Origin of the sequence: Corynebacterium sp. HMSC072A04 (assembly GCF_001809235.1) — a bacterium.
GTDB classification, from domain to species: domain Bacteria; phylum Actinomycetota; class Actinomycetes; order Mycobacteriales; family Mycobacteriaceae; genus Corynebacterium; species Corynebacterium hiratae.
The window spans coordinates 37661-63656 of sequence record NZ_KV796728.1 but is presented as its reverse complement, the minus strand read 5'-3'; the positions used below and the strand labels follow the sequence as shown (position 1 = coordinate 63656).

The 25996-nt window shown below is 60.7% G+C and carries 23 protein-coding genes and 1 tRNA gene; 8 read left to right on the top strand and 16 right to left on the bottom strand.

Annotated elements, in window-relative coordinates:
• Positions 1-13: 13 nt before the first annotated feature.
• Positions 14-2665 (bottom strand): DNA polymerase I, encoded by a 2652-nt coding sequence (gene polA / locus HMPREF2565_RS00960; RefSeq protein WP_049154590.1) that lies wholly within the window; start codon positions 2663-2665, stop codon positions 14-16.
• A gap of 91 nt (positions 2666-2756) precedes the next feature.
• Between polA and HMPREF2565_RS00955 the strand changes: the two genes are divergently transcribed.
• The 6 genes from HMPREF2565_RS00955 to HMPREF2565_RS00930 all read left to right on the top strand — a co-directional run bounded on the left by HMPREF2565_RS00955 (position 2757) and on the right by HMPREF2565_RS00930 (position 6723).
• Positions 2757-2830: transfer RNA gene (locus HMPREF2565_RS00955), tRNA-Leu, on the top strand.
• A gap of 67 nt (positions 2831-2897) precedes the next feature.
• Positions 2898-3173 (top strand): hypothetical protein, encoded by a 276-nt coding sequence (locus HMPREF2565_RS00950; protein WP_049154589.1) that lies wholly within the window; start codon positions 2898-2900, stop codon positions 3171-3173.
• 136 nt (positions 3174-3309) lie between these two features.
• On the top strand, positions 3310-4125 hold the full coding sequence (locus tag HMPREF2565_RS00945; protein WP_049154588.1) for a DUF368 domain-containing protein: 816 nt from the start codon (positions 3310-3312) through the stop codon (positions 4123-4125).
• Between the two features lie 3 nt (positions 4126-4128).
• Complete coding sequence (locus tag HMPREF2565_RS00940; protein ID WP_049154587.1) at positions 4129-5013, top strand: ABC transporter substrate-binding protein; 885 nt, start codon at positions 4129-4131, stop codon at positions 5011-5013.
• Positions 5006-5959 carry an amino acid ABC transporter permease gene (locus tag HMPREF2565_RS00935; RefSeq protein WP_046648548.1) on the top strand — a complete coding sequence of 318 codons (954 nt, stop codon included), beginning with the start codon at positions 5006-5008 and terminating at the stop codon, positions 5957-5959. The genes HMPREF2565_RS00940 and HMPREF2565_RS00935 overlap by 8 nt, the downstream gene beginning before the upstream one ends.
• Positions 5959-6723, top strand: a complete 765-nt coding sequence (locus tag HMPREF2565_RS00930; protein WP_049154586.1) for an amino acid ABC transporter ATP-binding protein — start codon at positions 5959-5961, stop codon at positions 6721-6723. The genes HMPREF2565_RS00935 and HMPREF2565_RS00930 overlap by 1 nt, the downstream gene beginning before the upstream one ends.
• 230 nt (positions 6724-6953) lie before the next feature.
• Here the strand turns inward: HMPREF2565_RS00930 and nusB are convergent, their stop codons facing one another.
• The 15 genes from nusB to aspS form a co-directional block, all read right to left on the bottom strand.
• Entirely contained in the window at positions 6954-7484 is a 531-nt protein-coding gene (gene nusB, locus HMPREF2565_RS00925; protein WP_049154585.1) for a transcription antitermination factor NusB, read from the bottom strand.
• A gap of 1 nt (position 7485) precedes the next feature.
• Positions 7486-8049, bottom strand: a complete 564-nt coding sequence (gene efp, locus HMPREF2565_RS00920; RefSeq protein WP_046648551.1) for an elongation factor P — start codon at positions 8047-8049, stop codon at positions 7486-7488.
• 94 nt (positions 8050-8143) lie between these two features.
• Entirely contained in the window at positions 8144-9235 is a 1092-nt protein-coding gene (locus HMPREF2565_RS00915) for a M24 family metallopeptidase (RefSeq protein ID WP_049154584.1), read from the bottom strand.
• 43 nt (positions 9236-9278) lie between these two features.
• Entirely contained in the window at positions 9279-9704 is a 426-nt protein-coding gene (gene aroQ / locus HMPREF2565_RS00910; RefSeq protein WP_046648552.1) for a type II 3-dehydroquinate dehydratase, read from the bottom strand.
• A gap of 38 nt (positions 9705-9742) precedes the next feature.
• A complete protein-coding gene (gene aroB, locus HMPREF2565_RS00905) occupies positions 9743-10813 on the bottom strand; it encodes a 3-dehydroquinate synthase (RefSeq protein ID WP_049154583.1) in 1071 nt (356 codons plus the stop codon).
• A 77-nt stretch (positions 10814-10890) separates the two neighbouring features.
• Positions 10891-11400: a shikimate kinase gene (locus HMPREF2565_RS00900; RefSeq protein WP_049154582.1), complete on the bottom strand. Its 510-nt coding sequence runs from the start codon at positions 11398-11400 to the stop codon at positions 10891-10893.
• Positions 11397-12608: a chorismate synthase gene (gene aroC / locus HMPREF2565_RS00895; protein WP_070516945.1), complete on the bottom strand. Its 1212-nt coding sequence runs from the start codon at positions 12606-12608 to the stop codon at positions 11397-11399. Before aroC ends, HMPREF2565_RS00900 begins: the two co-directional genes overlap by 4 nt.
• Positions 12609-12659: 51 nt before the next feature.
• Positions 12660-13052 carry a prepilin peptidase gene (locus HMPREF2565_RS00890; RefSeq protein WP_070516942.1) on the bottom strand — a complete coding sequence of 131 codons (393 nt, stop codon included), beginning with the start codon at positions 13050-13052 and terminating at the stop codon, positions 12660-12662.
• A 45-nt stretch (positions 13053-13097) separates the two neighbouring features.
• Positions 13098-13904: a shikimate dehydrogenase gene (locus HMPREF2565_RS00885; RefSeq protein ID WP_071406733.1), complete on the bottom strand. Its 807-nt coding sequence runs from the start codon at positions 13902-13904 to the stop codon at positions 13098-13100.
• 4 nt (positions 13905-13908) lie between these two features.
• A complete protein-coding gene (gene mltG, locus HMPREF2565_RS00880; RefSeq protein ID WP_049154617.1) occupies positions 13909-15084 on the bottom strand; it encodes an endolytic transglycosylase MltG in 1176 nt (391 codons plus the stop codon).
• 22 nt (positions 15085-15106) lie between these two features.
• On the bottom strand, positions 15107-15655 hold the full coding sequence (gene ruvX, locus HMPREF2565_RS00875; protein ID WP_049154578.1) for a Holliday junction resolvase RuvX: 549 nt from the start codon (positions 15653-15655) through the stop codon (positions 15107-15109).
• Between the two features lie 58 nt (positions 15656-15713).
• The gene (gene alaS, locus HMPREF2565_RS00870; RefSeq protein ID WP_049154577.1) at positions 15714-18401 is read right to left on the bottom strand and encodes an alanine--tRNA ligase; all 2688 of its coding nucleotides are present in this window, start codon (positions 18399-18401) and stop codon (positions 15714-15716) included.
• 67 nt (positions 18402-18468) lie between these two features.
• Complete coding sequence (locus tag HMPREF2565_RS00865) at positions 18469-19824, bottom strand: replication-associated recombination protein A (RefSeq protein ID WP_049154576.1); 1356 nt, start codon at positions 19822-19824, stop codon at positions 18469-18471.
• Positions 19824-21041, bottom strand: coding sequence for a phosphotransferase family protein (locus HMPREF2565_RS00860; RefSeq protein ID WP_070516934.1), 1218 nt, complete (start codon positions 21039-21041; stop codon positions 19824-19826). The genes HMPREF2565_RS00865 and HMPREF2565_RS00860 overlap by 1 nt, the downstream gene beginning before the upstream one ends.
• Positions 21042-21105: 64 nt before the next feature.
• Positions 21106-22926 carry an aspartate--tRNA ligase gene (gene aspS / locus HMPREF2565_RS00855; protein ID WP_049154574.1) on the bottom strand — a complete coding sequence of 607 codons (1821 nt, stop codon included), beginning with the start codon at positions 22924-22926 and terminating at the stop codon, positions 21106-21108.
• 233 nt (positions 22927-23159) lie between these two features.
• Between aspS and HMPREF2565_RS00850 the strand changes: the two genes are divergently transcribed.
• Both HMPREF2565_RS00850 and HMPREF2565_RS00845 read left to right on the top strand, forming a co-directional pair.
• Positions 23160-24053, top strand: coding sequence for a KPN_02809 family neutral zinc metallopeptidase (locus HMPREF2565_RS00850; protein WP_049154573.1), 894 nt, complete (start codon positions 23160-23162; stop codon positions 24051-24053).
• Positions 24054-24390: 337 nt separating this feature from the next.
• Positions 24391-25980 carry an inorganic phosphate transporter gene (locus tag HMPREF2565_RS00845; protein WP_198525934.1) on the top strand — a complete coding sequence of 530 codons (1590 nt, stop codon included), beginning with the start codon at positions 24391-24393 and terminating at the stop codon, positions 25978-25980.
• The last annotated feature ends 16 nt before the right edge of the window (positions 25981-25996 follow it).

Sequence of the window (25996 nt, the reverse complement as noted above, 5' to 3'; positions counted from 1 at the left end):
CCTAAAGCGCTCTCTAGTGCGCTGCGGCGTCCCAGTTCTTCCCCTCCCCCACGGAAACCTCGAGGGGCACGGTCAACTCGATAGCCTTGTCCATCTCGCGTTCTAGGATGCTCTGGACTTCCTCGGTTTCACCTGGAGCTACCTCCACAACGAGTTCGTCGTGAACTTGGAGGAGCACGCGTGAAGCCATGCCTTCCAAAGCCTTGTCCACGCGGATCATGGCGACCTTGATGATGTCTGCCGCCGTGCCCTGGATGGGGGCGTTGAGGGCCGCACGCTCGGCGTTTTCGCGCGCCACGCGGTTGTCGGAGTTGAGCTCCGGCAGGTAACGGCGGCGCCCAAAGACCGTGGAGGTGTAGCCATCCTTGCGAGCCTGCACGACAACCTCATCGAGGTAACGCTTCACACCACCGAAGCGTTCGAAGTAGCTCTCCATAATCTCCTTGGCTTCGCGTGCCGGGATACCTAGCTGCTGTGACAGACCATAAGCGGAGAGACCATACACAAGGCCATAGGACATGGCCTTGACGCGGCGGCGCAGCTCCGGTGTGACCTCATCCACCGGAACGTCAAAGACCTTGGAGCCGACGTAGTTGTGCAGATCCTCGCCCTCACGGTAGGCCTCGATGAGCCCGGGGTCAGCGGAGAGATGAGCCATGACGCGCATCTCGATCTGCGAGTAGTCCGCCGTAATCAGGGTTTCATAGCCTTCCCCCACCACGAAGGCCGAGCGGATCTGGCGGCCCGCCTCCGTGCGCACCGGAATGTTTTGCAGGTTCGGCTCCGTGGAGGACAACCGGCCTGTTGAAGTCACAGTCTGGTTGAACGTGGTGTGGATGCGCCCATCCGGCTGGATGGTCTTGATGAGCCCCTCCAGCGTCGTTTTCATCTTCTGGTACTCGCGGTGCGCCAGCAGGTGATCCAAGAAGGGGTGCGGGTGGGTAGCAGCGAGCTGCTCGATTTCCTTAGCCGCGGTGGAATAGCCCGTCTTAGTTTTCTTCGTCTTCGGCATATCGAAGGTCTCAAAAAGCACCGCCTGCAGCTGCTTCGGAGAGTTCAGGTTGAGGGAGTCGTCGCCAGCCAACTCACGGGCAGCGCGCTCCTGCTCGTTAACCTGCTCGATGAAGGCATCGCGCTGCGTCTCTAAGACGTCTCGGTCTACTGCGATGCCCGCGGCTTCCATGCGCGCCAGGATGCTCACCAGAGGCAGCTCAAGGTCGGTATAAAGCTCGAAGGAATCAATCTCCTGCAGTTGACTCGTCAACTCTGCCGCGAGCTCCATGATGGCGCCGGCCTGTTCAACCAGCTGATTGTCATCCAAGAGGGAGAGCTGCTCCGTGGCGGCCCCGAGGGACTTCTGCAGATGGCGCTGGTACACGTCCGTCAACGCATACGTGCGCTGGCCGGGCCGCAAAATGTAGGCAGCAAGTGCAGTGTCGTGGGCAATTCCGCGCAGCTTAATCCCACGCCCCGCCAGCATGTGCCAGGCCGCCTTTGCCTCGTGGAGGTACTTCGGCGCGTCGGACTCCAACCAGGCGGCCAGTGCGGCGTCATCGGCCGCGTCCAAGTCCCCCAATTCAATCTGGAGTCCTTCAAAGGAGGAATCGACGAGTGCTAGTGCTGCGGCATCACCCGCGCCCGGTGTTCCGTCGCCTTGCACGAAGACCGCTACGTGTTCTTTGTCCTCGAGCCACTCAGTCAGCGGAGTGTCCACCACGGTCACGGTCACTTCCGGGGTGTCCTCTAACGCAGCAGCTTCAGCTGCAGCGTCATGCGGGACGGCGTTGAGGACCCGCTCGCGCAGATTCGTGCCGAATTCCAACTCGTCGAAGCGAGCTGCCACCTCGCTAGCCACAGCTCCCTTAAAGCCGAGGTCCGCCGGGCCAACCTCCAGGTCCATGTCCGTCACCATTTGGGTGAGCTTCCGGTTGAGCTTGACCTGCTCGATGCGGTCGCGGAAGTTCTGCCCCGCCACGCCCTTTATCTCTTCGGCATGCTCGATGAGGCCATCCAAAGAGCCGTACTGCGTGATCCACTTCGTGGCGGTCTTCTCCCCCACCTTCGGGACAGACGGCAGGTTATCGGAGGGGTCCCCGCGCAGGGCTGCGAAATCTGGGTACTGCTCGGGGCTGAGGCCATACTTCTCTTCTACTGCCTCCGGGGTAAAGCGATGCAGCTTGGATACCCCTCGCATGGGATAGAGGACGGTCGTGGAGTCGTCGACAAGCTGCAAATAGTCGCGGTCACCGGTGACCAGGAAGGTCTCATAATCCGCGCCGGCCTGAGTGGACAACGTGGCCACGATGTCGTCAGCTTCGAAGTTATCGCGCGACAACGTGGTGATACCGAGGGTGTCCAAGACCTCTCGGATGAGCTCGACCTGGCCGCGGAACTCTTCTGGGGCCGCCTCCCGCTGCGCCTTGTATTCAGGGAACATCTCCGTACGGAAGGTCTTACGGCCCACATCGAACGCTACAGCGACGAAGTCCGGCTTTTCCTCAGTCAGAATGTTCGCCAACATGGAAAGAAAGCCATACACCGCATTGGTGTGCTGTCCGCCCGAGGTGGAGAAGTTCTCTGCGGGCAGTGCATAAAATGCGCGAAAGGCCATGGAGTGGCCATCAATGAGCAAGAGTCGAGGCTGAGAAGTAGTCACCCGGCCCATCCTAACGTGTTGCGCTCAATGACACCGTCGAGGGCCACAGGCAGGCAATTAGGTTCGAATTGGTCCGCTGCGCTAGTATCGTTGCTTGTGCGCCCCTGTAGCCCAATTGGCAGAGGCAACGGATTCAAAACCCGTGTAGTGTGAGTTCGAGTCTCACCAGGGGCACAATTCCACCCCACGACAGAGCCTGTTGTGGGGTGTTAGCGTTTTCAATGGAAAGGAACCCGTCGCCATGCGTCGCACTATCATCGCTGTGAGCACCGCCATTGCCCTCACCGTAGGCGGCACCGCCGCTGCTACTGCTGCCGAGTCCAGCGCGGACAAGCAGATATCCACCAAGGTTGAAGGCTCTTCTTACTATCAAGAACTGCGCAAGTCCACGGCTTCCTCCAACGATCCTCAGCTGAATAATTTCTACGCAGTGCTTCTCGACGGCCTCGTCGGCCTCACTGTCTTCGCCATCCTGGGATCGCTCTACGGTGAAGTATCCAAGCGCCTGCCGATGTAAAAGGCGTATATCCTTCTACTGATTGAATAGTTTGCATAAGCCTGCGTTGAGGTGAGAGAATAAAAAGTCATCTGCTCACCCGCTCTTCCCGGCACGGCAATCCCACCGGGTAGACAGTCAAGGTTACTTTCGGTTTATGCATTATCTTTTCAACGCCATTCGCGGCGCCCTTATTGGCATGGCCGAGTTAGTCCCCGGAATCTCCGGCGGCACCGTTGCGCTCATCGTCGGCATCTATGAGCGCGCTTTGCATAACGCCAATGATCTCATCTCCGGCCGTTTCAAGAAGGTCGAATGGGGCTTCCTCGTCTCCGTGGCCGTCGGCATGCTCGTCGCCGTTTTCGGCTTCTCCACGATCCTCCATAACTTTGTGGAGGGCCAAGTTTCGCTATCCAGCGCGCTCTTCCTCGGCATGGTCGCCGTGTCTATCATCGTGCCGCTGAGCATGATGTCGCGCGTTTCACCCGCGTCCATCGCCGCGCTTGTTATCGCCGCCGTCGCAATCTTCTTCGTCACCGGCTTCACCTCCACCCCAGTGGAAGACCCCAACCTGCTCGTGGTTTTCCTAGCGGCCATGGTGGCTGTGTGCGCGCTCGTTCTTCCCGGTGTGTCAGGCTCCCTCATTTTGCTGACCATGGGCCTCTACGCGCCGATTATCGGTGCGGTCTCAGACCGCAACATGGTCGTCGTGGGTGTCTTCGCACTCGGCGCGGTGTGTGGCCTCGCAGCTTTCGTCAAGGTATTGAACTACCTGCTGGATAATCACCGCGATGTCACCCTTGCAGCCATGGCTGGTTTCATGCTCGGCTCCCTGCGTGCGTTGTGGCCGTGGGGCGCTGACCAAGACGCCTCCACACCACTGATCCTGCTTATGTTCGCGATTGGTGGCATTATCGTGGCCATTTTCATCGTTGTGGACCGGCGCAAAGCCGCTAGCTACCAAGAGAGTTAAAGCATGAGAAAGAAAACGGCCATCATCGTGGGCGCTGCCGGGTTGCTAGCATCCGCAACCCTCTCCGGCTGTGTTACCAACGTGGAGCCGGCGCTGCCGGAAGGCTGGTCTGCGCCCAACGTAGACGAAGTTCCCGAGATTGCCGCGATGTACGAGGATGCCGATGGCGTCCTTACAGTAGGCACGAACCCGCCTTTTGCGCCTTTCGAATTCAAGGATTCCGACGGCTCGATCATCGGCCTAGAGATGGACTTGGCCAATGCCGTCGCCCAAGTATTGGGGCTTGAATTTCAGCCGGTGGAGCAAGACTTCTCTATGATTCTGCCGGCGGTCCAAGCCGGACAAATCGATCTGGGCGGTTCCGGATTCACCGATACCGATGAGCGGCGCGAGAACTTCGATTTCGTCGATATTCTTTATGCCGGCATTCAGTGGGCGAAACTCACCGATGGCCCCAATGACGTGGACCCATCCAACCCCTGTGGCCTCACCGTCGCGGTGCAGCGCACCACGGTATCGGAGACCGACGATCTGCGCCCCAAGCAGGAAGCCTGCGACGGCGACCTGACCATTCTTCCCTATGACACGAGCGATAATGCCGCCCTAGCGGTCCTGATGGGGCGCGCTGATGCTCTCTCAGCGGACTCCCCCGTTTCTGCCTGGGCTGTTAACCGCTCAGATGGACGTATGTCCATGGTCGGCGAAATGTTCGACGCGGCACCCTACGGCTTCGCCGTGCCCAAGGATTCTGACCTCGGACCCGCCGTGGCCGCGGCACTCCAACACCTCATCGACACCGGAGCCTATGCAGAGATACTCAATAAGTGGGGCGTCGACGAGGGCCTCGTCGAGCACGCAATGATTAATGAAAGGCCGATCAATGACTAACTCCTCTCTCCCGGCAGCGTCGGAGTCGTCGGCTTCGACTACCCCAGAAAAGATCGAAGCCCGCCCACTGCGCCACCCCTGGCGCTGGGTCTTCGCTACCCTCCTCGCGCTGCTTGCAGTGTGGTTCATCATCTCCTCGGCGCGCAATGAGGCCTTCGGGTGGGGCACGTATTTCCAGTATCTCTTCGATACTCGGATTGCCACCGCTGCGCTGCACACCATTGCCATTACGATCCTGGCGATGATCATCGGCGTCGTGGGCGGCGCTGCCCTCGCGGTGATGCGCATGTCCCCCAACCCTGTGCTGGGAGGCGTGTCGTGGGTCTTCCTGTGGCTCTTCCGTGGCACGCCAATCTACGTACAGCTAGTTTTCTGGGGTCTACTTTCAGCCCTCTACCAATCCATCAACCTAGGATTCGCGGAGATTTCCCTCACCGAGGTTCTCAATAACGCATTCCTTCTTTCCGTTTTGGGCTTGGGCCTCAACGAAGCCGCATACATGGCGGAGATTGTCCGCTCCGGTATCTCCTCCGTTCCGGAAGGCCAGAAGGAAGCCAGCAAGGCCCTGGGAATGGGCTGGTGGATGACCATGCGCCGCACGGTGCTGCCGCAGGCTATGCGCATCATCATCCCGCCGACCGGCAATGAGTTCATTTCTCTGCTCAAGACTTCCTCCCTTGTGGTTGCCATTCCCTACACCGCCGAAATCTTTGGCCGCGCTACGGATATCTCCGCTGCGCTCTTCGAGCCCATTCCGCTTCTGATGGTGGCCGCGACGTGGTACCTGGCCATCACCTCTCTGCTCATGGTGGGCCAGTACTTCCTGGAGCGCCGCTTTGAGCGCGGCGCCACCCGCGAGCTCACCGGCCGCCAGCTGGCCGCGCTAGCGGATGCCGAAGGAACTATCCCCCGCAACGTCTCTGTCATCCCGGAGGTAAAGAACTAATGACCACCCCCATGATCTCCGCGCAGAATGTGCACAAATCCTTCGGCCAGCTCGAGGTTCTTAAAGGAATCGACCTCACCGTCATGCCCGGCGAGGTCACCTGTCTCTTGGGTCCCTCCGGTTCCGGCAAGTCCACCTTCCTGCGCTGCTGCAATCACTTAGAGAAGGTCACGGCCGGCCGACTCTACATCGACGGCGAGCTCATCGGTTTCCGCGAGCGCAACGGCGTCCTCTATGAGATCTCCGAGAAGGAAGCCGCCGCCCAGCGCCAGGATATCGGCATGGTCTTCCAACAGTTCAACCTGTTTAGCCACCGCACCGTGCTGGAAAACATCATCGAGGCACCGGTCCAGGTAAAGAAGCAGAGCCCAGAGCAAGCCAAGAAGAAGGCCATGGAGCTGCTGGAAAAGGTTGGCCTCGCGCACAAGGCGGAGGCCTACCCGGTGCAACTGTCTGGTGGTCAGCAGCAGCGTGTCGCCATTGCCCGTGCGGTTGCCATGGACCCGAAGCTGATGCTTTTCGACGAGCCCACTTCCGCCCTCGACCCCGAGCTCGTCGGTGAGGTTCTCCGCGTCATGAAGGAGCTTGCCGCCGATGGCATGACCATGCTCGTTGTTACCCACGAGATGGGCTTTGCCCGAGAGGTCGCCGACACCATTGTCTTCATGGATGGCGGCAGCGTCGTCGAAACCGGCACCCCGGAGCAGGTCTTGGACAACCCGCAGCACCAGCGCACGAAGGATTTCCTCTCTTCGCTGCTCTAGCGCGCTGCACTGCAACCACCGACGCACGCGCGGCACCACCGCCGCAACTGCCCTAGTTGCCAAAGTTATGCGCCGCCATCGCGGCGAGAGCAATGGTTTTGGCAACTAGGGCAGTTTATTTTGCTCAAGAACCGTTCCAACGTGGCGAAAGCCAGCTAAAAAGCGAAACCCCGACCAGTCCGAAAAGGATAGCTGGCCGGAGTTTAGGGCTTTAGGGAAAGACGTAGGCTCTACTCGGAGACGCCTTCGTCTTCCGCAGTCTCAGCGGGCTCCTCAGAGTCCTCGGCAGAGGCCGAGGCCATCGGGCTATCCGCGGACTGGGCTTGGATGACGTCATCCAGCACCGCGTGGATGTAGGGCGCGGCCTTGTCATTGGAGTACTCCGAGGCAAGCTCTACGCCTTCGACGAGCGCAGTCGCGTTGGGAACATCCGCGTTGAAGAGGATTTCCCATACCGCTACGCGCATGATCGCGCGGTCAACAGCAGGGATGCGCTCGAGGGACCATTCGCTTGAAAGGTACCGGGCGATGGCGTCATCGATAGCGTCCAACTCTTCAGCTGCGCCGCTGACGATCTCGCGGGTGTACTCAGCGATCGGCGCCACACCATTTTCCGGATCGCGGGCAAGCTCGACGCGGTCCTCCACGATTGCTACCGGATCAACATCGCGCGACTCTGCCTCGAAGAGGATATCTGCGGCTCGGCGGCGCGCACGGTAGCGCGCCGTGTGACGCTTATAGTTAGGCTCTGGCTGGGTCATCTTAGTTGTTAACGCGAGACAGGTACTCGCCAGTACGCGTATCGATCTTGAGGGTGTTACCGGTCTCAATGAACAACGGAACCTGGATCTCAGCACCGGTCTCGAGCGTCGCCGGCTTAGTGCCGCCGCTGGAGCGGTCACCCTGCAGACCCGGCTCAGTGTGCTCCACCTTCAGGTCAACGGAGATCGGCAGCTCACCGAACAGAGCCTCACCGTCGTGGAAGGAGACCTGGACGCGCATGTTTTCCAGAAGGAACTTGCCGGCGTCGCCGAACTTGTCAAATGGCAGCTCGTACTGCTCGTAGGTCTTATCATCCATGACCACGTAGTTCTGGCCATCGTTGTACAGGTAGGTCATGTCGCGGCGGTCGACGTTAGCGGTCTCCACCTTCACGCCAGCGTTGAAAGTCTTGTCCGTTACCTTGCCAGAGACCACGTCCTTGAGCTTGGTACGCACGAAAGCTGGGCCCTTGCCCGGCTTCACATGCTGAAACTCAACAATCTGCTGCAGCTTGTTGTCGATCTTCAGAACGAGACCGTTCTTGAAATCAGTGGTATCTGCCATGAAATGACTCTCCCAAATTACTTGTAGTCGAAACTATGAAAACAGTGTCTAAGCATACCGTACGCACGGCACCAGCGGAGCGAAGGGGTGCTGGCTACAGCACCTGAAGTTCCTTCGGGTAGGGCGTAATGATCTTCGCTGCACCGGAGGTAATGAAAAGACTGTCCTCGATACGAACGCCACCCTTGCCCGGGATGTAAATGCCTGGCTCGATGGTCAATGTCATGCCTTCAGCCAACTCGCCCTTTCCGGTTTTCGCTGCGGAGGGGCCTTCGTGCACGTCAAGACCGATGCCGTGACCGGTGGAGTGGACGAAGTACTCGCCATAGCCGGCGTCGGCAATAATGTCGCGGCAGGCCGCGTCAACGTCGACAAGCTTCGCGCCCGGCACCGCAGCCTTGACGCCTGCTTCCTGGGCCCGCAGCACGACGTCATAGATCTCGCGGGCAAAGTCGGTGACCTCACCGATAGCGAAGGTGCGTGTGCAGTCGGAGTTAAAGCCGCGCAGGTGGGCTCCGAAGTCGATCGTGACCAGGTCACCCTTGCGCAGCTCGCGGTCATCCGCGCCGTGGTGGGGTTTAGCGGAGTTCTCGCCGGAGGCCACGATGGTGTCAAAGCTCACGCGCTCCGAACCGAGCATGCGCATGCGGTATTCCAAGTCAGCAGCGACCTGTCGCTCTGTGCGGCCAGCAGCTACCTCACCCGCCTCGATAAGATCGGTGAGCGCCTGGTTTGCCAAAGCGGCAATTTCCTCCAGTTTCTGAAGCTCAATGTTGTCCTTGACCAAGCGAATCTTCTCAATCACCCCGGTGACTGGAACCAGCGTCACGCCTTCGGGCGTCGCCTTCTCCAGACGCTCGAGTTGCGCAACAGTGACATAGTCCGCCTCGTAGCCAACCCGCAGATCATCGGATACCTTCTCCAGCAGGTGCGGGCCCACATCGCGGCCAAGGCTGGCTTCGATATCCGGGACTTCCTGTGCAATCTGGGTTGTGTAGCGGCCATCAGTTGCCATGAGCGCGGAGAGATCCTTGCGGAGCAACAAACCGCCATTCGAGCCGGAAAAACCCGTCAGGTAGCGCACGTGCGTCAAGTGGGTAACAATAATGGCGTCAATACGCTGGCCGGACAGCTCGGTCATAAGCTTACGGCGACGGTTGCTATAACGAGTATCGGCTAATGCCATGAGAGAACCACTCCATTCATTTTCAAGCGATACTCCATGATAGCTAATTTGCCAGTAGGTACCCCAGTGCCGCGACGTAGCCATACGAGCCCAGCCCTGCGATAACACCGCGCGCGAGTGGACTGAGGTAAGAGTGTTGGCGGAAAGCCTCGCGTGCATGCACGTTGGAGAGATGAACCTCGACGAAACCGGCGCCATCGGCTACCTCCGCCAAGGCATCCCGTAGCGCCACCGAGGTGTGGGTAAAGCCGCCTGGGTTGATGATGACGGGCCAGCCTTCGTCGGCGGCTCGATGCACCTGCTCGATGAGTTCGCCCTCATGGTTGGACTGGAAGAAGACGATCTCTTCCTCCCCCGCCGCGGCGCGCACGCGGCTTTCGATATCCGCTAGGCTTTCGCTTCCGTAAATCTCTGGCTGGCGTTTGCCCAAACGGTTCAGGTTGGGACCGTTGAGAACGAGGATGGTCATGGCGAACTCCTTGAAGCTTTAGGGGGTCAGCTGAAACTCTACGAGGCCAGTTGCGTGTAAGCTGCGCGCAACTCCTCTTCTGTTGCGTCTTCTAGGCGGGTTGTTTGCCCAATACCAGTGAGCGCGACGAAGCGGATGCGACCCTCGCGGTTCTTCTTGTCGTGCCGCATGCCGTCGAGCAACTCCTCGAAGTGGCCCTGCTCATAGGTGGTGGGCAGCCCGATCCGGGTGAGGATGTCTCGGTGGGTGGCGACGAGGCTGGCGTCGATAAGCCCCCGAGCGTGGGACAGGTGCGCAATAAACATCATGCCCACCGCCACAGCACGGCCGTGGCGCCACGAGTAATTTTCGCGGCGTTCCACAGCGTGGCCGAAGGTATGGCCGTAATTGAGGGTTTCGCGCAGACCGGACTCCTTCAAGTCCTGGCCCACCACGTGCGCCTTGACGGCAATGGACCGCTCGATGAGTTCAGGAAGCAGGCCTTCCGGTTTGAGGCAAGCGGCGGGGTCCGCTAGATAGTGCTCGATGATGCGTGGATCGTGGATGAAACCAGTCTTGATGATTTCTGCGGAGCCAGCGATGATCTCGTCTTCGGGCAGCGTGCGCAGGTGATCCAGGTCTACGAAGACTGAATCCGGCTCGTGGAACGCCCCAACGAGGTTCTTTCCTGCGGCTGTGTTGATACCTGTCTTCCCGCCCACGGCAGCATCAACCATCGCCAGCAGCGTCGTCGGAGCCTGAATAACCGGGATGCCGCGCATCCACGTTGCCGCAGCAAAACCCGCCAAATCTGTGACGGCACCGCCGCCGAGGCCGATGACTGCATCGCGGCGGCTAAACTCAGCGTCACCGAACACATCCCACAGACGTGCCAATACATCAAGCTGCTTGGCAGCCTCGGCATCGGGAACCTCGACCGGGGTGGCCTCGAGGCCCTGTGCGCTGGCTTGCTCAGCGAGTTTGCGGGCAGCTTGGGACAGCGGCGGCTGGTGGATAATCGCCACCTTCGCCGCACCAATACTGGCGGCGCGCTCAATCATCGCAGCACTGAGCCCACTGCCGATCGTGACCTCGTAGGGGGATGGTCCGTTAACCGGAATGGTGTGCATGGGAGCGGCTCCTTCAGCAGCGCTAGTAGTCGTCTTCATTAGTCGTCGCGGGGGTGGAGTGACAATAAGCCGGTGTCTTAGAGAGTCTCGAGGAAGCTCAAAATATCGCCCACCACCTGCTGCGGGGAGCGCACGCCTGTGCGTACCTTTAAATCCGCAACCTTGGTGTAGAGCGGCCGTCGCTCCTCCAAGAGTTGGGAATAACGCGCGAGAGGATCCGCCGACTCGAGAATCGGGCGGTTGGTACCCCCCATCGTGCGGGTGACGCCTTCTTCGGGTGTGATGTCGAGGTAGACGACGGTCAGGCTATCGAGCAAGTCACGGGTCGATTCTGTCAGCACGGCACCGCCACCCAGGCTCACCACCCCGGTGGTAGCCAGCGCCTCGCGCACGACCTCGGCTTCCACTTCGCGGAATTCCGGCTCACCCAGCTCGGAGAAAATCTCGCCGCACTTCTTTCCATAGCGCGCCTCAATGAGGCTATCGGTATCAACAACGTCGCAGTTCAGTGCCCGCGACAGGCGGCGACCAATCGTGGTTTTGCCGGCACCGGGAGGTCCTACAAGGACGACGTGTGGGGAGTTCATGCGTCACCCCACTCCAGTCGGCCTGCCACGTAGTCCTGGTAGGCAGCGATGTTGCGCTTGGTTTCGGCGAGGCTATCGCCGCCGAATTTCTCCAGCACCGCACGCGCGACAACGAGCGCCACCATCGCCTCTGCCACGACGCCGGCAGCCGGTACCGCGCAGACGTCGGAACGTTGGTGAATAGCGGTAGCCGCCCCACCTGTGGCCATGTCGACCGTCTTGAGCGCACGCGGGACCGTGGAAATCGGCTTCATCGCCGCGCGCACGCGCAGCGTCTGGCCGTTGGTCATGCCGCCTTCCAGACCACCAGCGCGGTTAGTCTCACGATCCACGCCATTGTCGGTGCGGACCATTTCATCGTGCGCTTCGCTCCCGCGGCGGCGGGCCTCAGCGAAGCCATCGCCGACCTCGACGCCCTTGATCGCCTGAATCCCCATCAAGGCGGCGGCGAGCTGTGCGTCGAGGCGGTCTTCACCCGAGGTGTGCGAGCCCAAGCCAATCGGCAGGCCTTCCACGATCACCTCGACAATGCCGCCCAGAGTGTCTCCCTGCTTTTTCGCGGTTTCGATCTCTGCGATCATGGACTCTTCCGCCGCCTTATCGCAGGCGCGTACCGGTGAAGCGTCGATAGCCTCAAGGTCCGCGAAGCTAGGATGCGGGCCCTCATAAGGTTCTGAGGCACCGATGGAGATGACGTGGGACAGCACCTCGACTCCCAGGGTTTCGCGGAGGAAGTTGCGCGCGACCGTGGCCGCGGCGACGCGAGCAGCGGTCTCGCGTGCAGAGGAGCGCTCCAAAATGGGACGGGCCTCCGCGTGATCAAACTTCACCATGCCGGCGAAATCGGCATGCCCCGGGCGAGGACGAGTGAGCGGGGCGCCGCGGCCGGAAGCCATCGCCTTAGCGGTCTCCGGGTCATCGAGATCGAGCGCGTCCGGGGACATGATGGTGGTCCACTTCGGCCACTCCGTGTTGCCGATCATGATGGCAATTGGGCTGCCCAGAGTCAGTCCGTGGCGAATGCCACTGAGCAAGGTGAGCTCATCGGCCTCGAACTTCATGCGGGCACCGCGGCCATAGCCGAGGCGGCGGCGAGAGAGCTGGAGAGCGATGTCGTCTTGGGAAACGGGAACCCCGGCGGGCATGTGCTCAATGAGTGCAACGAGTGCCTGGCCGTGAGATTCACCTGCGGTAGTCCAACGAAGCATGCGGACTATTATCACACGCTAGGGGTTCTTTCGGGGGCACTGGGCCGCCTATCACGCCGTGTCGGGGTTAAACAGCACGACAAGTGCTGCCGCAATGAGCATGCCGGGCCCGTGCGCGGGTTTCCGATCCTGCGTCATGAACCCCCAGAGCAGCGTGCTCAGCGACGCCCCTACCATCGCGAACGCAACCCCTAGTACTCCCGCCGCGTGGGCGGTCACCATGCCCAGTGGCAACGCCAGCTTAAGATCACCCCCGCCCACGCTTCCGGCGCGGCTCAGCAATGCAACCAGAATATAAAGCCCCGGCCATAGCAGCCCGGCTGGGTCGAACCACCACAGCGACAGCACGGCGGCAGGCAGGGTCAGATAGTTGGGCAGGCGTTTGAAACGCAGGTCATAAACGATTAAGGCGCACCCCCACGCCAGGAAAAGCACATCCCCCATGACTGCGCAGCCTACCGTGCGGGGTGCTGCCGCGCATGCTGTTGATTAAGGCAGCTTGAGCGCAGCGTTGAGAGCAGCCAGCATCTCTGCCCGCGGGGCGGTGTGCCCGGTGAATTGTTCAAACTGCGAATAAGCCTGGTTGGCCAGCATGATGTGCCCGCCGACGGTCGGATAGCCATCAGCAGCCGCATACACAGTCAACGGGGTGGGCCAGGGATCGTAGATAACGTCGAACACCGGAGCTTTGGCCAACTGGGTCAGATGCTCTTCCACGGCGGCGGAGGGAACAGTGGAGACGATGAGGTCCACCGAACGCGCTAACCCCGCGAGATCATCCTCAAACGTAGCTGCGTGGAGGGAGAGGCCGAGGGCGTCGCCCAGCGGGCGTAGCTCGACGAGGCGGTCGGAGCGATTGAGCACGGTGACATCGGTGACACCACGCTGGGCTAATCCCCACAGGACCGGCCGCGCGGTACCGCCTGCACCGATGAGCAAAGCCGTCGAGGGCTGAGAGGGGCCCAGCAGCTCATCGAGTGCGCCCAGCACGCCTTCCGTATCCGTGTTGTCCGCGCGCCACCCCTCCGCGGTGCGCACCAGAGTGTTGGCAGAGCCGATGAGCTTGGCGCGCTCGCTCACGATGTCTGCGCAAGCCAAGGCGTCGAACTTCAATGGCATGGTCACCGAGAAACCTCGGTACTCTTCCCCTACCTCGGCGAGGAAGGCAGCCAAGTCGGTCACTTCGAACCTGGTGTAATCCCAGTCCTGCAGGTTCAGCGCATCATAGCCGGCCTTATGGAGGACCGGGGATAACGAATGCTCGATGGGGCTGCCTAAAACTGCGGCGCGCGGCATCCTATTACTGCTCCTCTGCTGGTGGCTCGCCGGCGCCTTCGCGCTTGCTGTCCAGGATGCCAGAGCGCACCGCATCATCGACGTTGGCGAGGTGCTCATCATAGTTGTCGGTAAAGACCGTCGTGCCCTTGTCATCAACCGTGACGAAGAAGAGCCAATTGCCCTCTGCCGGGTTCTCCATAGCCTGGATGGCCTCCTCCGACGGCGAGGCGATCGGGGAATCCGGAAGACCATCCTTCGCATAGGTATTCCACGGGGTCTCGCGGTGACGGTCCTCATCGGTGGTGGCCAGCTCGACGTCCTCGAGCCCGTAGTTCACAGTGGAGTCCAACTCCAAGCGCATCGGCTCGTCGAGGCGGTTGAGGATGACGCGCGCAACCTTGTCGAATTCACCGGCCGGCGACTCACGCTCCACCAGGGACGCTGCGGTCAGAAGCTCATAGGGTTTCAGGCCAATGGCCTGGGCGCGGTCGACAATGTTGGTGTCGTTGTACTTCTTCGTCGAACGACTGATGAGATCGGTCAGGATCTCCTGGGCATCCATGTTCGGGTCAAGCACGTACTGTCCCGGGGCGATAAGCCCCTCAATACGCTTGGGATCCTCGCCGCGGGCACGGACTTCCTCCACAGCCCAGTCCGGCGCACCCAGTTCGGCTGGGTCTACCGTGGCCGCGATCTTCTCTAGTTCCTCGGCGGATACGCAACCACCCTCCTTACAGGAGACCTGCGAGATCAGGGAGTAAATACCAAACCGGACATCGCCCCCCAGTACGTTGACGTCCAGCAACGTCGCTCCGCCGTGCACGTCGAGCAGGTCCACCATATTGGCGTCATCAAGCAGTGCCTCCACGGCCGATTTAGCGCTCATCTCCTCTTGGAGACGGTAAAACCCGGGCTTGATTTGGCTCGCGCGCGGATTGGAATTGGCCGCCGAAGAGAAAGCCTCAGGCGTCTTCACCACATTCTTTTCTGCTAGCTCAGGTGCCAGTTCTCCCATGGATGAGCCTTCCGGGACCTGAACGAGCTGTGTTACACCATTGCCTTGTCCCTCATAGTCCAAGGTATTGCCCCCTCCCAACAGGCGGAAACCGATGTAGCCGAGGCCGCCGATGATGAGGACAAGGCTGGCAATAAGCACGGCCATGCCGCGCTGGCGGCGCTTGACGTACTGGGGTTCCATCGAGCGTCCGATGCGTGAAGGTTTACGGCTCACGTACTTCGTCTCCTAGGTTTGAAGGGCTGTGGCCGTTCAACGCGAAATGGCGCGCATCCAGCCAGGATTGCAAAATTTCCACCGCGGCCGCTTGGTCGATAACCGAACGGCCGCGTCTCTCTGACACGCCAGAGGCTCGCAGTGCAGATGATGCCACCACTGTGGTGAGGCGCTCATCCACCATGCGCACAGGCGGAGGTGTGTTTATCGTGTCATCTTTTGCCAAGCGGCGGCGGATACGAAACGCGATTTCTTTGGCATGTTTAACACTTGATGAGCCGTTGCCCTTGAGATCACGCGGCAAACCGACTGCCACCTCGACGACGTCATACTCGTGAATAAGCTCAAGCAGTCGGTCGATGTCACCCTTGTCGCGGTCCTTAAACCCGGTTTCGCGGCGGACGGTCTCGACCGGCATAGCCAGGCGGGCATCCCGATCGGACACCGCCACGCCGATTCGGACGGTTCCGACGTCAAGACCCAACCGGCGCCCAGGTCCGGGATCGTCTGCTCCTGGCTTATCGGGCTCTACGGCCATGGTGTTCCTCCTGGTCCTGAGAGTCAGCTACTTCTGCACACCTACTCGTGCGCATCCATTAGTGGGTTTCGAGCTCATCACGGACGGCGTCGAAGGCAGCTTGCAGGCCTTCGGCGTTTGCGCCGGAGCCTTGAGCCATATCCGGCTTGCCGCCGCCCTTGCCATCAACGTAGCCGGACACCAGCTTAACCAAGTCACCAGCCTTGACACCGCGCTCAATTGCTGCCCTGGTGGCACCCACGATGAATGGCAGCTTGCCGCCCTCATTCTCCGATGCCAAGACGACCACACCAGCGACATCACCGAGGCGGTTCTTAATGTCGGAAGCCAGCGTGCGCAGGTCACCGCCGTTCACACCCTTAGGGAGCTTGACGGCCACGATGGTGAAATCGTTGACGGTCTTCGCCGTAGAGATCATGTCCGCAGTCTGGGACATGAGCTGGGCCTTGTGCAGCTCTGCAATCTGCTTCTCTGCGGCCTTGAGCTTCTCCGTCAGCTGCGCGATGCGTTCCGGCAGGTCCTCAGTCTGGACCTTCAGCTCGCGAGACACACCTTCCACCAGGGCTGCTTCCTTGGAGTAGTAACGGAAGGCATCCAAGCCCGAATAGGCCTCGATGCGGCGCGCACCGGAACCCACGGAGGATTCGCCGAGGACCGAAACCGGCCCAATCTCAGCAGTATTGCTGACGTGGGTACCACCGCACAGCTCGATGGAGAAGGGGCCACCCATCTCCACGACGCGAACCTCGGAACCATAGTTCTCACCAAAGAGGGCCATCGCACCCATCTCCTTGGCCTTCTCCAAAGACGTCTCGATGGTATTGACCGGGAAGTGCTGGTCTACCGCCTGGTTAGTCACCAAAGCGATTTCATCGAGCTGCACCTGGGTGAGCTGGTCGGTGTAGTTGAAGTCAAAGCGCAGGTAACCCGGTCGGTTCAAGGAGCCAGCCTGGACAGCGGTCGGCCCCAGCACCTGGCGCAGCGCGGCGTGAATGAGGTGCGTGGCGGAATGCGCCTGCACGGCACCGTGGCGCCACTGCTGGTCTACCTCGGCTGTTACGCCAGTGCCCAGTTCAAGGCCACCAGCGGTCACCGTAGCTTTGTGGACCCACAGCTTCTTGCCGATCTTCTGCACGTCATTGACCTCAAGGAGGGTTTCACCGGCAATGATCCGGCCTCGGTCGGCGGTCTGGCCACCGGCTTCGGCGTAGAGCGGCGACTGGTCCAGAATTACCTCGACGGTGTCGCCTGCTTGGACTTCAGAGACCTTCTCGCCATCGCGGACGAGGCCGAGTACCTTGGCTTCGGATTCCAAGGTCTCATAACCCGTGAACAGAGTCGGATGGTTATCCACCCACTCGCGGTAGAGCGACAAGTCGGCATGACCATGCTTCTTAGCCTGGTTATCAGCCTTGGCACGGCGGCGCTGCTCGCCCATGGCGGCATCAAAGCCCTCCATGTCCACGCTCAGGCCAGCTTCTTGGGCCATCTCCAACGTCAAGTCGATGGGGAAACCATAGGTATCGTGCAGTTCAAAAGCCTTCTCACCGGACAGCACCTTCGGGGTGGCCGCGCGGGAGGTGCTCTTTAGCTCGTCGACAGCTTCGTCGAAAAGCTTGGTGCCCGACTCCAAGGTCTTAAGGAAGGCCTTCTCCTCCGCCACGGCGACGCGCAGGATGCGCTCACGGTTCTCCGCAATCTCCGGGTAGGACGGAGTCATGGTGTCCATGATGGTGTTCATGAAGCGTTCCATGGTCTCGCCCTTCGCACCCAGCAGCTTGGCGGAGCGGATGATACGGCGCAGCAGTCGGCGCAGGATATAGCCACGGCCCTCGTTACCGGGGGTAACGCCATCCAGGATGAGCATCATGCCGGTGCGCGAGTGGTCCGCCACCACGCGGAAGCGGATCAAGTCTTCCTTCGGTGCATCGGGCGTGTATTTCGCCCCGGTGAGTTCCTCGGCAACGTCAATGACCGGGCGCAGCAGATCCGTCTCGTAGACGTTGTCCACGCCCTGCAGGATGCAGGCAACGCGCTCGATGCCCATGCCGGTATCGATGTTCTTCTTAGGCAACGGGCCGAGAATCTCAAAGTTGCCCTTGCCGATGCCTTCACCGCGCTCGTTCTGCATGAAGACCAGGTTCCAGATCTCCATGTAGCGGTTATCGTCCGCGACGGGGCCACCGTCCTGACCATATTCCGGACCACGGTCATAGTAAATCTCAGAGCACGGACCGCACGGGCCAGGAATACCCATGGACCAGTAATTATCCTCCATGCCGAGGCGCTGAATGCGTTCGCGGGGAACACCGATCTTGTTGTGCCAGATATCGGCTGCCTCATCGTCATCGAGGTAGACCGTGACCCACAAACGCTCGGGGTCCAGCCCCAAGCCGCCCTCCTCTACCGAGTTCGTCAGCAGGTTCCAGGCGTGGGTAATAGCGCCCTCCTTGAAGTACTGGCCAAAGGAGAAATTGCCTGCCATCTGGAAGAAGGTGTTGTGGCGGGTGGTAATGCCTACTTCCTCGATATCCAAGGTGCGCACGCACTTCTGGATGGAGGTCGCCGTACCGTTAGCAAAAGGCGGGTTCTGCTGGCCCAAGAAGTAGGGCTTGAAGGGAACCATGCCGGCGTTGACGAAGAGCAGGTTCGGGTCATCCAGGATCAGCGACGCGCTGGGGACGGCTTCGTGGCCGGCCTTGACGAAGTGCTGGGTAAAGCGTTCCCGGATCTCATGAGTCTTCACGAGCAAAAGTCCTTCACTGTTGAGAGGTTTCTAGTCAGCGCTCAACTTTACCCGTCCGGTGCTGTGCTTAGCGACGCCGCCCCCGGATGATGTCCCGCAACCTTCCCAGGTACTCGCGCACGCGCTTTTCCGCTCCGTGGTCGGTGGGCTGATAATACTCGGCATCGGCCAGCGTCTCCGGCAGATACTGCTGGGCTAGAACACCGCGTGGATCATCATGCGGGTACTGATAGCCGACGGCGTTACCTAGGCGCTTAGCACCCTCGTAGTGCCCGTCGCGCAAGTGCGGCGGGACGTAACCGCTCTTACCGGCCCGGACATCGGCCTGAGCAGAATTGATGGCATTAATAACGGAATTCGACTTCGGCGCAGTAGCCAGGTGGATCGTGGCCTGAGCCAGCGGGATGCGCGCCTCGGGCAGGCCGATCAGCGCAGCGGCCTCCGCGGCGGCCACGGCGGTGGGTAGCGCGGTGGGGTCGGCCATCCCAATGTCCTCTGAGGCGTGCACGATGAGCCGGCGCGCAATGAAGCGTGGATCCTCGCCAGCCTCAATCATGCGGGCGAGGTAGTGCAACGCAGCATCGACGTCAGAACCGCGAATGGACTTGATGAACGCGGAGACTACGTCATAGTGCTGGTCGCCGTCACGGTCATAGCGCACCACCGCGCGGTTGACATTGTCTTTGAGAATGTCGACGGTGAGCTCGCCACCATCTGGTACCGCCTCAGCCGCAGCCTCGAGGTAGGTCAGCGTGCGACGCGCATCTCCTCCGGCGAGCAGCACCAGTTGGTCCAGAGCGTCTTCCGTTGCGGTGATTCGCCCGGCTAAGCCGCGCTCGCTCGTCAGCGCTCGCTCGGCGAGAGTGCGCAGGGAGGCGTCGTCAAGCGGCTCCAAGTGCAGCAGCAGCGAACGCGAGAGCAGAGGCGCCACCACGGAGAAGGAGGGGTTCTCGGTGGTAGCTGCCACGAGCAGCACCGTCCGGTTTTCCACCGCAGCCAGCAATGCGTCCTGCTGGGTTTTGGAAAAGCGGTGCACCTCATCGATAAAGAGCACTGTGCGGCGGCCCTCAATCAGCTCGCGGCGAGCATGCGTGATGACTTCCCGTACCTGCTTGACGCCGGAGTCGAGGGCGGACAGGCCGATGAAGTTATCCCCCAGAGAGGACGCGATCAGCGAAGCCAGGGTCGTTTTTCCGGTGCCTGGCGGGCCGTACAGGATGACGGAGGCCTCGCCGGAACCCTCGACGAGGCGGCGCAGCGGAGTCCCGGGTTCCAGAAGGTGCTTTTGGCCCACTACTTCGTCGAGGCTTTGCGGCCGCATGCGCGCGGCCAGCGGTGACCCCGAATGAGTCGCAAAAATATCGGGGCCACCCGGCAGGCTTGGCGCTGATTGGTCGTCGCCGAAGAGTGACTCCTGCCCCATCAGGACTCCCGGAGACGGGAGGCCACAGCGCGACCGAAAGCGGCAACAGTCGAGCACCCATCGTGCTTGCACTGCGCGGCAAAACGTGAGAGCGCTTCGAAAGTTTCATAAAGGTCGCGCCGAATCAAGAGCTCATCCTCGCTGAACGGGCCGTGATCGGAGCGGCGCAGCAGCGAGCGACGCGGGTCACGATAAATCTCGGCGTTACCCTCCGCCAGTGCTACTACCCCTTCAATCCCACCGGCATACATGGTGGTCACGCTCGACAAAGCCCAACCAATGAGACAAGCGACTATCAGCTCATGCAGTGTTTTCTCATCCGCCAGCTGCGGCCACACGTCGACGACCCGGCGCTGCCAGGCTTGGATGAAGACGTCCGCCTCAGAATCCGTAATCGGGCGGCTGAAGAGGAACTGTGGGAAGCCGGCGACAACGCAGGCTACATCAAAGCCCACGTTGCGAAAACCGGCCCACTCATAATCCAGGAAGGTCAGTGTTGTCCCCACGATGATGTTGTCTGGGGACAGATCGAAGGGCGTAAAAGCGCGGTTGCGGCCAGAACTAAAGCTCTGCATGGCGGTGCGGGCTAGTTCGCGGACGTGCTCTGGTGGCTCCAGTCCTGCTTCGCTGAGGATGTCCGCACCGATCAGGATGGAGCTTTTCAGAGACTCATCCCGCAGGGCTTGGTGCTCGGCGTATTCGGGATGCCGGCGCAACTGCCGGTTCAGCAGAGCCTCGTAATCCTCTTCGCGCCCAGCCGTGCCCGCGTGCATTTTGCCCAGCGCGCCGCCCAGGGACCTGAGCAGCTCTCCGCGTTCTTCGTCATTGCTGCGGGCAAGAGTGTCCGCCAGGGTGTCGCCATCGCCGGCGTCAGACAGCACCAAGATGCGCTTCTCGACGTCGTGTGCGAGCAGTACTGGGCCTGGGCGAACCTCTTCGGATAACGCTGTGGTGAACTGATAGGCCACCACCTCACGCAGAAGGGCGGCGTCATCAATGGTGTGCCCGGTGACTGGGTTGTACTTGATGACCACCGAACGATGCGGGAAAAAGGCACTCGGTGACGTGCGGGCACGAAGCACCACGGCGTTGCCCGAACCAGTGAGTTGCTCGACGTCACTAAGCTCAGGCTCCCCGCCAAAGCGGCGCGAGAGCATCTGTGAGGCTTCCGCCACCACGGCATCCGCCACAGATTTTTTCTTGGACTCGTGTCCCATCGGATTCACTTGCTTGCCTGCTTCCACATATCGAAGGCCCAACTACATCACCGAGTTGAGCGACCTAGGACTCCTTCCCTGCCTTGTCGCCCTGAGCGGCCTTGGCTGCCTTCTCCGGCTTGAAATCCACGCCGGTCTCCTTGCGCTGCTCGGCAGGAATGGTGCCCGGAGCATCGGTCAATGGATCCACGCCGCCACCGGACTTCGGGAAGGCGATGACGTCACGAATGGAGTCGAAACCGCCCAGCAGGGAGACAATGCGGTCCCAACCGAACGCGATACCACCGTGCGGCGGGGCACCAAACTGGAAAGCGTCGAGCAGGAAGCCGAACTTTTCCTGTGCTTCTTCCTCACCGATGCCCATAACGTCGAAGACACGCTTCTGCACGTCCTGGTCGTGGATACGGATAGATCCGCCGCCGATCTCGTTGCCGTTGCAGACGATGTCGTAGGCGTAGGCCAGCGCCTCACCCGGGTTCTCGTCGAAGTTGTCCAGATACTCCGGCTTCGGCGAAGTGAAGGCGTGGTGTACCGCAGTCCACTTGGAGTGGCCCAGAGCCACGTCGCCGGAGGCGGTGGCATCAGCGGCAGGCTCGAACAGTGGTGCGTCCACAACCCAGGTGAAGGCCCAGTCGCCGTCCTTGATGAGATCCAGCTTCTTTGCAATCTCGCCGCGTGCTGCACCCAGAAGAGCGCGAGAAGACTTGGTGTCACCAGCCGCGAAGAAGATGGCGTCACCCGGCTTGGCGCCGACGTGCTCAGCAATGCCCTCGCGCTCGGCATCAGTAATGTTCTTGGCCACTGGGCCGCCCAAGGTGCCGTCCTCAGCGATGGTGATGTAAGCCAGGCCCTTCGCACCGCGCTGCTTTGCCCATTCCTGCCACGCATCGAACTGACGGCGCGGCTGGGAAGCTCCGCCTTCCATGACGACGGCGCCAACGTACTCGTTCTGGAACACGCGGAAAGTGGTGTCCTTGAAGAACTCGGTGCATTCCACGATCTTGATGTCGAAGCGCAGGTCCGGCTTATCGGAACCGTAGTACTTCATAGCGTCTGCGTAGGTCATGCGCGGAATCGGTGTCTTGATCTCGTAGCCGATGAGCTTCCACAGGGCGGAGATGATTTCTTCCGCGAGAGCGATCACATCGTCCTGATCAACGAAGGACATCTCGACGTCGAGCTGTGTAAACTCCGGCTGACGGTCCGCGCGGAAGTCCTCATCGCGGTAGCAGCGAGCGATTTGGTAGTAACGCTCCATGCCGGCCACCATGAGCAGCTGCTTAAACAGCTGCGGCGACTGCGGGAGTGCGTACCAGCTGCCCGGCTTGAGGCGGGCGGGCACGAGGAAGTCACGAGCGCCCTCCGGGGTGGAACGGGTCAGGGTCGGGGTTTCGATTTCAGTGAAATCATGGCTATCCAGGACCTGGCGAGCGGCGCGGTTAGCTGCCGAGCGCAGGCGCAGAGCCTCGTGCTGGCGCTCCCGACGCAGATCGAGGTAGCGGTACTTCAGACGAGTCTCTTCGCCGACCTCACCGGAGGAAGAAGGATCATCGATCTGGAATGGCAGCGCTGCAGACTTGTTGAGCACTTCCAGATCCGTAACGTTGACCTCAATCTCACCGGAGGCCAGGTTCGCGTTAGCGGAACCCTCTGGACGGGGCTCCACCACGCCGGTGACCTTAACGCAGTACTCGGAGCGCAGATCGTGGGCGCGCTCAGCCACCTCGGATTCACGGAAAACCACCTGGGCAACGCCGGAGCGATCACGCAGGTCAATGAAGATAACACCGCCGTGGTCGCGACGGCGCGCCACCCAACCCGTCAGGGTGACGGTCTCCCCCGCCATCTCTTTGCGCAGTTCGCCTGCCAAATGTGTACGCAGCACTCTCGTTCAATCCCTTCTCATCGTTGACGCTCGCACCCACACACGCCACGCGTAGACAGCACGCGCCGAGGGATGCAAGAACTTGAACGGCCCAAGTCTACCGCCCGCACCAGACTTGCTCAGCGCTGGGGTAAACACCGAGCGCCGCCGAACGTCGAGCACTGGTACCCCCGCTTGACGCAGCTCCCCTCATCACACGCACATCACCGCCCGCATATGGCAAAATCTGGACCATGACTTTCAAATCTGGCGCCAACTTTGATGGCAAGCGAGCAAGCTCCGGCGGCGGGGGCCGCGGCGGCATGATCGCTACCGGCGGCGGCATTGGCTCCCTCCTCCTCATTGGCCTCTATCTCTTGCTTGGCGGCGATCTTGGTGACATCACCGAAAGCAGCCCTCAGCCCGACCAAACCCAGGTCGGCCCAGAGGAAAGCGGAGAGGATGCCTTCGCACACTGCCAAACTGCCGAGGACGGCAATAAGTACGACGACTGCCGCGTCATGTTCGCCGCCCAGTCCGTCGACAAGGTCTGGGCCCAGCAGCTGCCGGATCAGGCAGGCATCGAGTACGTCGAACCCGGCCGCGTCATCTTTAACAACACCACTATGTCCGGCTGTGGCCAAGCCTCCGGCGCCACCGGGCCGTTCTACTGCCCGGCCGATGAGTCCGCCTATTTCGACACCGCGTTCTTCGATCAGCTCCGCAACTTCGGTGGGGATAATGCACCTCTGGCACAGATGTATATCGTCGCCCACGAATTTGGCCACCACATTCAGAAGCTAGAGGGCACACTCAGCTTGTCCAATTACAACGAACCCGGCGAGGACTCCAACGCAGTGAAGATTGAGCTGCAAGCGGATTGCTATGCCGGACTGTGGGCACACTACGCCGACAAGGGTGAGGATGCTTTGCTCGAAACGATCACCGAACAGCAGGTCACCGACGCCGTCAACACTGCCCGCGCCGTGGGCGACGACAACATCCAGCGCCGCTCTGGCGGCGAGGTACGCCCCGATACCTGGACACACGGCTCCTCTGAGGACCGAGCACAATCCTTCCTCGCCGGATATAACAGCGGAAAGATGGAGCAGTGCGACACTTTGGGTCGAGGCGTATATAAGTCTTAATACCGAGCGTCAAAAATGTTGGTGTGTCCACCGAAAGGCCACACCACCCCCAAATGTGCCACAAAATGTGCAGATTAAATTCAAATACATGAGGTGTTTACCTGCCGGCAATCTTGATGCTTTACCCTGATCAAGTTCCCGCCGGTTCGTGGTGGGATCCGCTCTGTCTTTAAAAACATAAAAGAACTGTGCGTGATGTCATCACCTGCACCGCAGCAGGTACGTTAATCCCCATCATTATTGACGCTTTTACCTTGCCCGCGGCAGCCCGCGCTTCCTCATCACGCAGCGTTCTCTTCATGAAAGGAACGACGTTTTGAGCACCGCCACGCCGACGATGCCTGATCTCGAAACGATGAATGGTAAGAACAAGGACTGGATTTGGCACTTGTTCTTCGGCGCCATCACCGCTGTTACTCTTGTCCTCTTCATCATTTGGGGCAACGGAGAGGTTGCTGAGGGCGCTAACAAGATCGTCCTTGTTACCGCGATCATCTTCGCCGTATTCATGGCCTTCAACATTGGTGGCAATGACGTCGCCAACTCTTTCGGTACCTCCGTGGGTGCGGGAACCCTCTCTATGAAGCAGGCCCTCGCTGTTGCGGCGGTTTTTGAGGTATCCGGCGCGATCCTCGCCGGCGGCGAGGTTACCGACACCGTCCGCTCCGGCATTGTGGACCTCGACGCCATTGACGGGCTCGACCCCATGGAGTTCGTCTACATCATGATGGCGTCGCTGCTCGGCGCTGCCATCTGGCTGCTCGTCGCTACCCGCATGGGCTGGCCGGTTTCTACGACCCACTCCATCGTCGGCGGTATCGTCGGCGCCGCGCTGACCGTCGGCTTCGTCACCGGCAAGGGCGGAATGGACATGGTGCAGTGGGGCGGCATTGGCACCATTGCTTTCTCCTGGGTACTTTCACCAGTTCTTGGCGGTGTTGCCGCTTACCTGCTGTTTAGGTGGATTAAGGCTTCCATCCTCGTCTACAACGACGCCGCAGACGAGCGTCTGCGCGACATCAAGGTTCGCCGCGCTGAGCTGCGCAAGGAGCACAAGACCCGCTTCGAGCGCATGAACGAGCTGCAGCAGATTTCCTACACCAACGCCATGGCCCGTGATGCCGCCCTCACCGCGGAAGATGATTACGATCCAGAGGCGCTCGAGTCCGACTACTACCGAGATTTGCACAACCTCAACAAGGATCTCGAGGACGTCAACGCGCACCGCGCACTAGAGAACTGGGTCCCGCTGCTGGCAGCATTGGGCGCTGTTATCATCTCCGCGATGATGCTCTTCAAGGGCCTCAAGAACACCGGCGTTGACTTCTCCACACTTGAGAACCTCCTTGTCATGGGCATGGTAGGTGCCGTGGTCTGGATGGCCGTCTTCATCTTCGCCCGCTCTCTGAAGAAGAAGTCCCTGTCCCGCTCCACCTTCCTCCTCTTCTCTTGGATGCAGGTCTTCACCGCCTCCGCCTTCGCGTTCTCGCACGGCTCGAACGACATCGCCAACGCCATCGGCCCCTTCGCCGCCGTCTTCGATGTCCTGCAGACCAACCGGATTTCTGACGAAGTCACCGTCCCGCTGCCGGTCATGGTGGCTATGGGCATTGCCCTCGTTTCTGGCCTGTGGTTCATCGGCCGCTTCGTTATCCAGACCGTCGGTTCCGGCCTGACCCAGATGCACCCCTCCTCCGGTTTCGCCGCTGAGCTGGCTGCCGCTGCCGTTGTCATGGCAGCCTCCCTCCTAGGCCTCCCGGTTTCCTCGACGCACATCCTCATCGGTGCTGTCCTTGGCGTCGGCATCGTCAACCGCGCTGCTAACTGGAACCTGATGAAGCCCATCGCCCTCGCATGGGTCATCACTCTCCCAGCCGCCGCTGCCATCGCAGCTGTGACGGTCTCCATCCTGCGCGTCGTGTTCTAGTCTCAACACAACACGC

Coding starts and splice junctions, on each gene's coding strand:
- HMPREF2565_RS00900 (WP_049154582.1), bottom strand. CDS start 11,400: ATGAACTCCCCACACGTCGTCCTTGTAGGACCTCCCGGTGCCGGCAAA.
- efp (WP_046648551.1), bottom strand. CDS start 8,049: ATGGCAGATACCACTGATTTCAAGAACGGTCTCGTTCTGAAGATCGAC.
- aroC (WP_070516945.1), bottom strand. CDS start 12,608: ATGCTTCGTTGGACTACCGCAGGTGAATCTCACGGCCAGGCACTCGTT.
- HMPREF2565_RS00930 (WP_049154586.1), top strand. CDS start 5,959: ATGACCACCCCCATGATCTCCGCGCAGAATGTGCACAAATCCTTCGGC.
- HMPREF2565_RS00915 (WP_049154584.1), bottom strand. CDS start 9,235: ATGGCATTAGCCGATACTCGTTATAGCAACCGTCGCCGTAAGCTTATG.
- aroB (WP_049154583.1), bottom strand. CDS start 10,813: ATGCACACCATTCCGGTTAACGGACCATCCCCCTACGAGGTCACGATC.
- HMPREF2565_RS00850 (WP_049154573.1), top strand. CDS start 23,160: ATGACTTTCAAATCTGGCGCCAACTTTGATGGCAAGCGAGCAAGCTCC.
- HMPREF2565_RS00885 (WP_071406733.1), bottom strand. CDS start 13,904: ATGCCGCGCGCCGCAGTTTTAGGCAGCCCCATCGAGCATTCGTTATCC.
- HMPREF2565_RS00890 (WP_070516942.1), bottom strand. CDS start 13,052: ATGGGGGATGTGCTTTTCCTGGCGTGGGGGTGCGCCTTAATCGTTTAT.
- polA (WP_049154590.1), bottom strand. CDS start 2,665: ATGGGCCGGGTGACTACTTCTCAGCCTCGACTCTTGCTCATTGATGGC.
- HMPREF2565_RS00945 (WP_049154588.1), top strand. CDS start 3,310: ATGCATTATCTTTTCAACGCCATTCGCGGCGCCCTTATTGGCATGGCC.
- HMPREF2565_RS00950 (WP_049154589.1), top strand. CDS start 2,898: ATGCGTCGCACTATCATCGCTGTGAGCACCGCCATTGCCCTCACCGTA.
- mltG (WP_049154617.1), bottom strand. CDS start 15,084: ATGGAACCCCAGTACGTCAAGCGCCGCCAGCGCGGCATGGCCGTGCTT.
- ruvX (WP_049154578.1), bottom strand. CDS start 15,655: ATGGCCGTAGAGCCCGATAAGCCAGGAGCAGACGATCCCGGACCTGGG.
- nusB (WP_049154585.1), bottom strand. CDS start 7,484: ATGACCCAGCCAGAGCCTAACTATAAGCGTCACACGGCGCGCTACCGT.
- HMPREF2565_RS00845 (WP_198525934.1), top strand. CDS start 24,391: ATGCCTGATCTCGAAACGATGAATGGTAAGAACAAGGACTGGATTTGG.
- HMPREF2565_RS00935 (WP_046648548.1), top strand. CDS start 5,006: ATGACTAACTCCTCTCTCCCGGCAGCGTCGGAGTCGTCGGCTTCGACT.
- aroQ (WP_046648552.1), bottom strand. CDS start 9,704: ATGACCATCCTCGTTCTCAACGGTCCCAACCTGAACCGTTTGGGCAAA.
- HMPREF2565_RS00940 (WP_049154587.1), top strand. CDS start 4,129: ATGAGAAAGAAAACGGCCATCATCGTGGGCGCTGCCGGGTTGCTAGCA.
- HMPREF2565_RS00860 (WP_070516934.1), bottom strand. CDS start 21,041: ATGGGACACGAGTCCAAGAAAAAATCTGTGGCGGATGCCGTGGTGGCG.
- HMPREF2565_RS00865 (WP_049154576.1), bottom strand. CDS start 19,824: ATGGGGCAGGAGTCACTCTTCGGCGACGACCAATCAGCGCCAAGCCTG.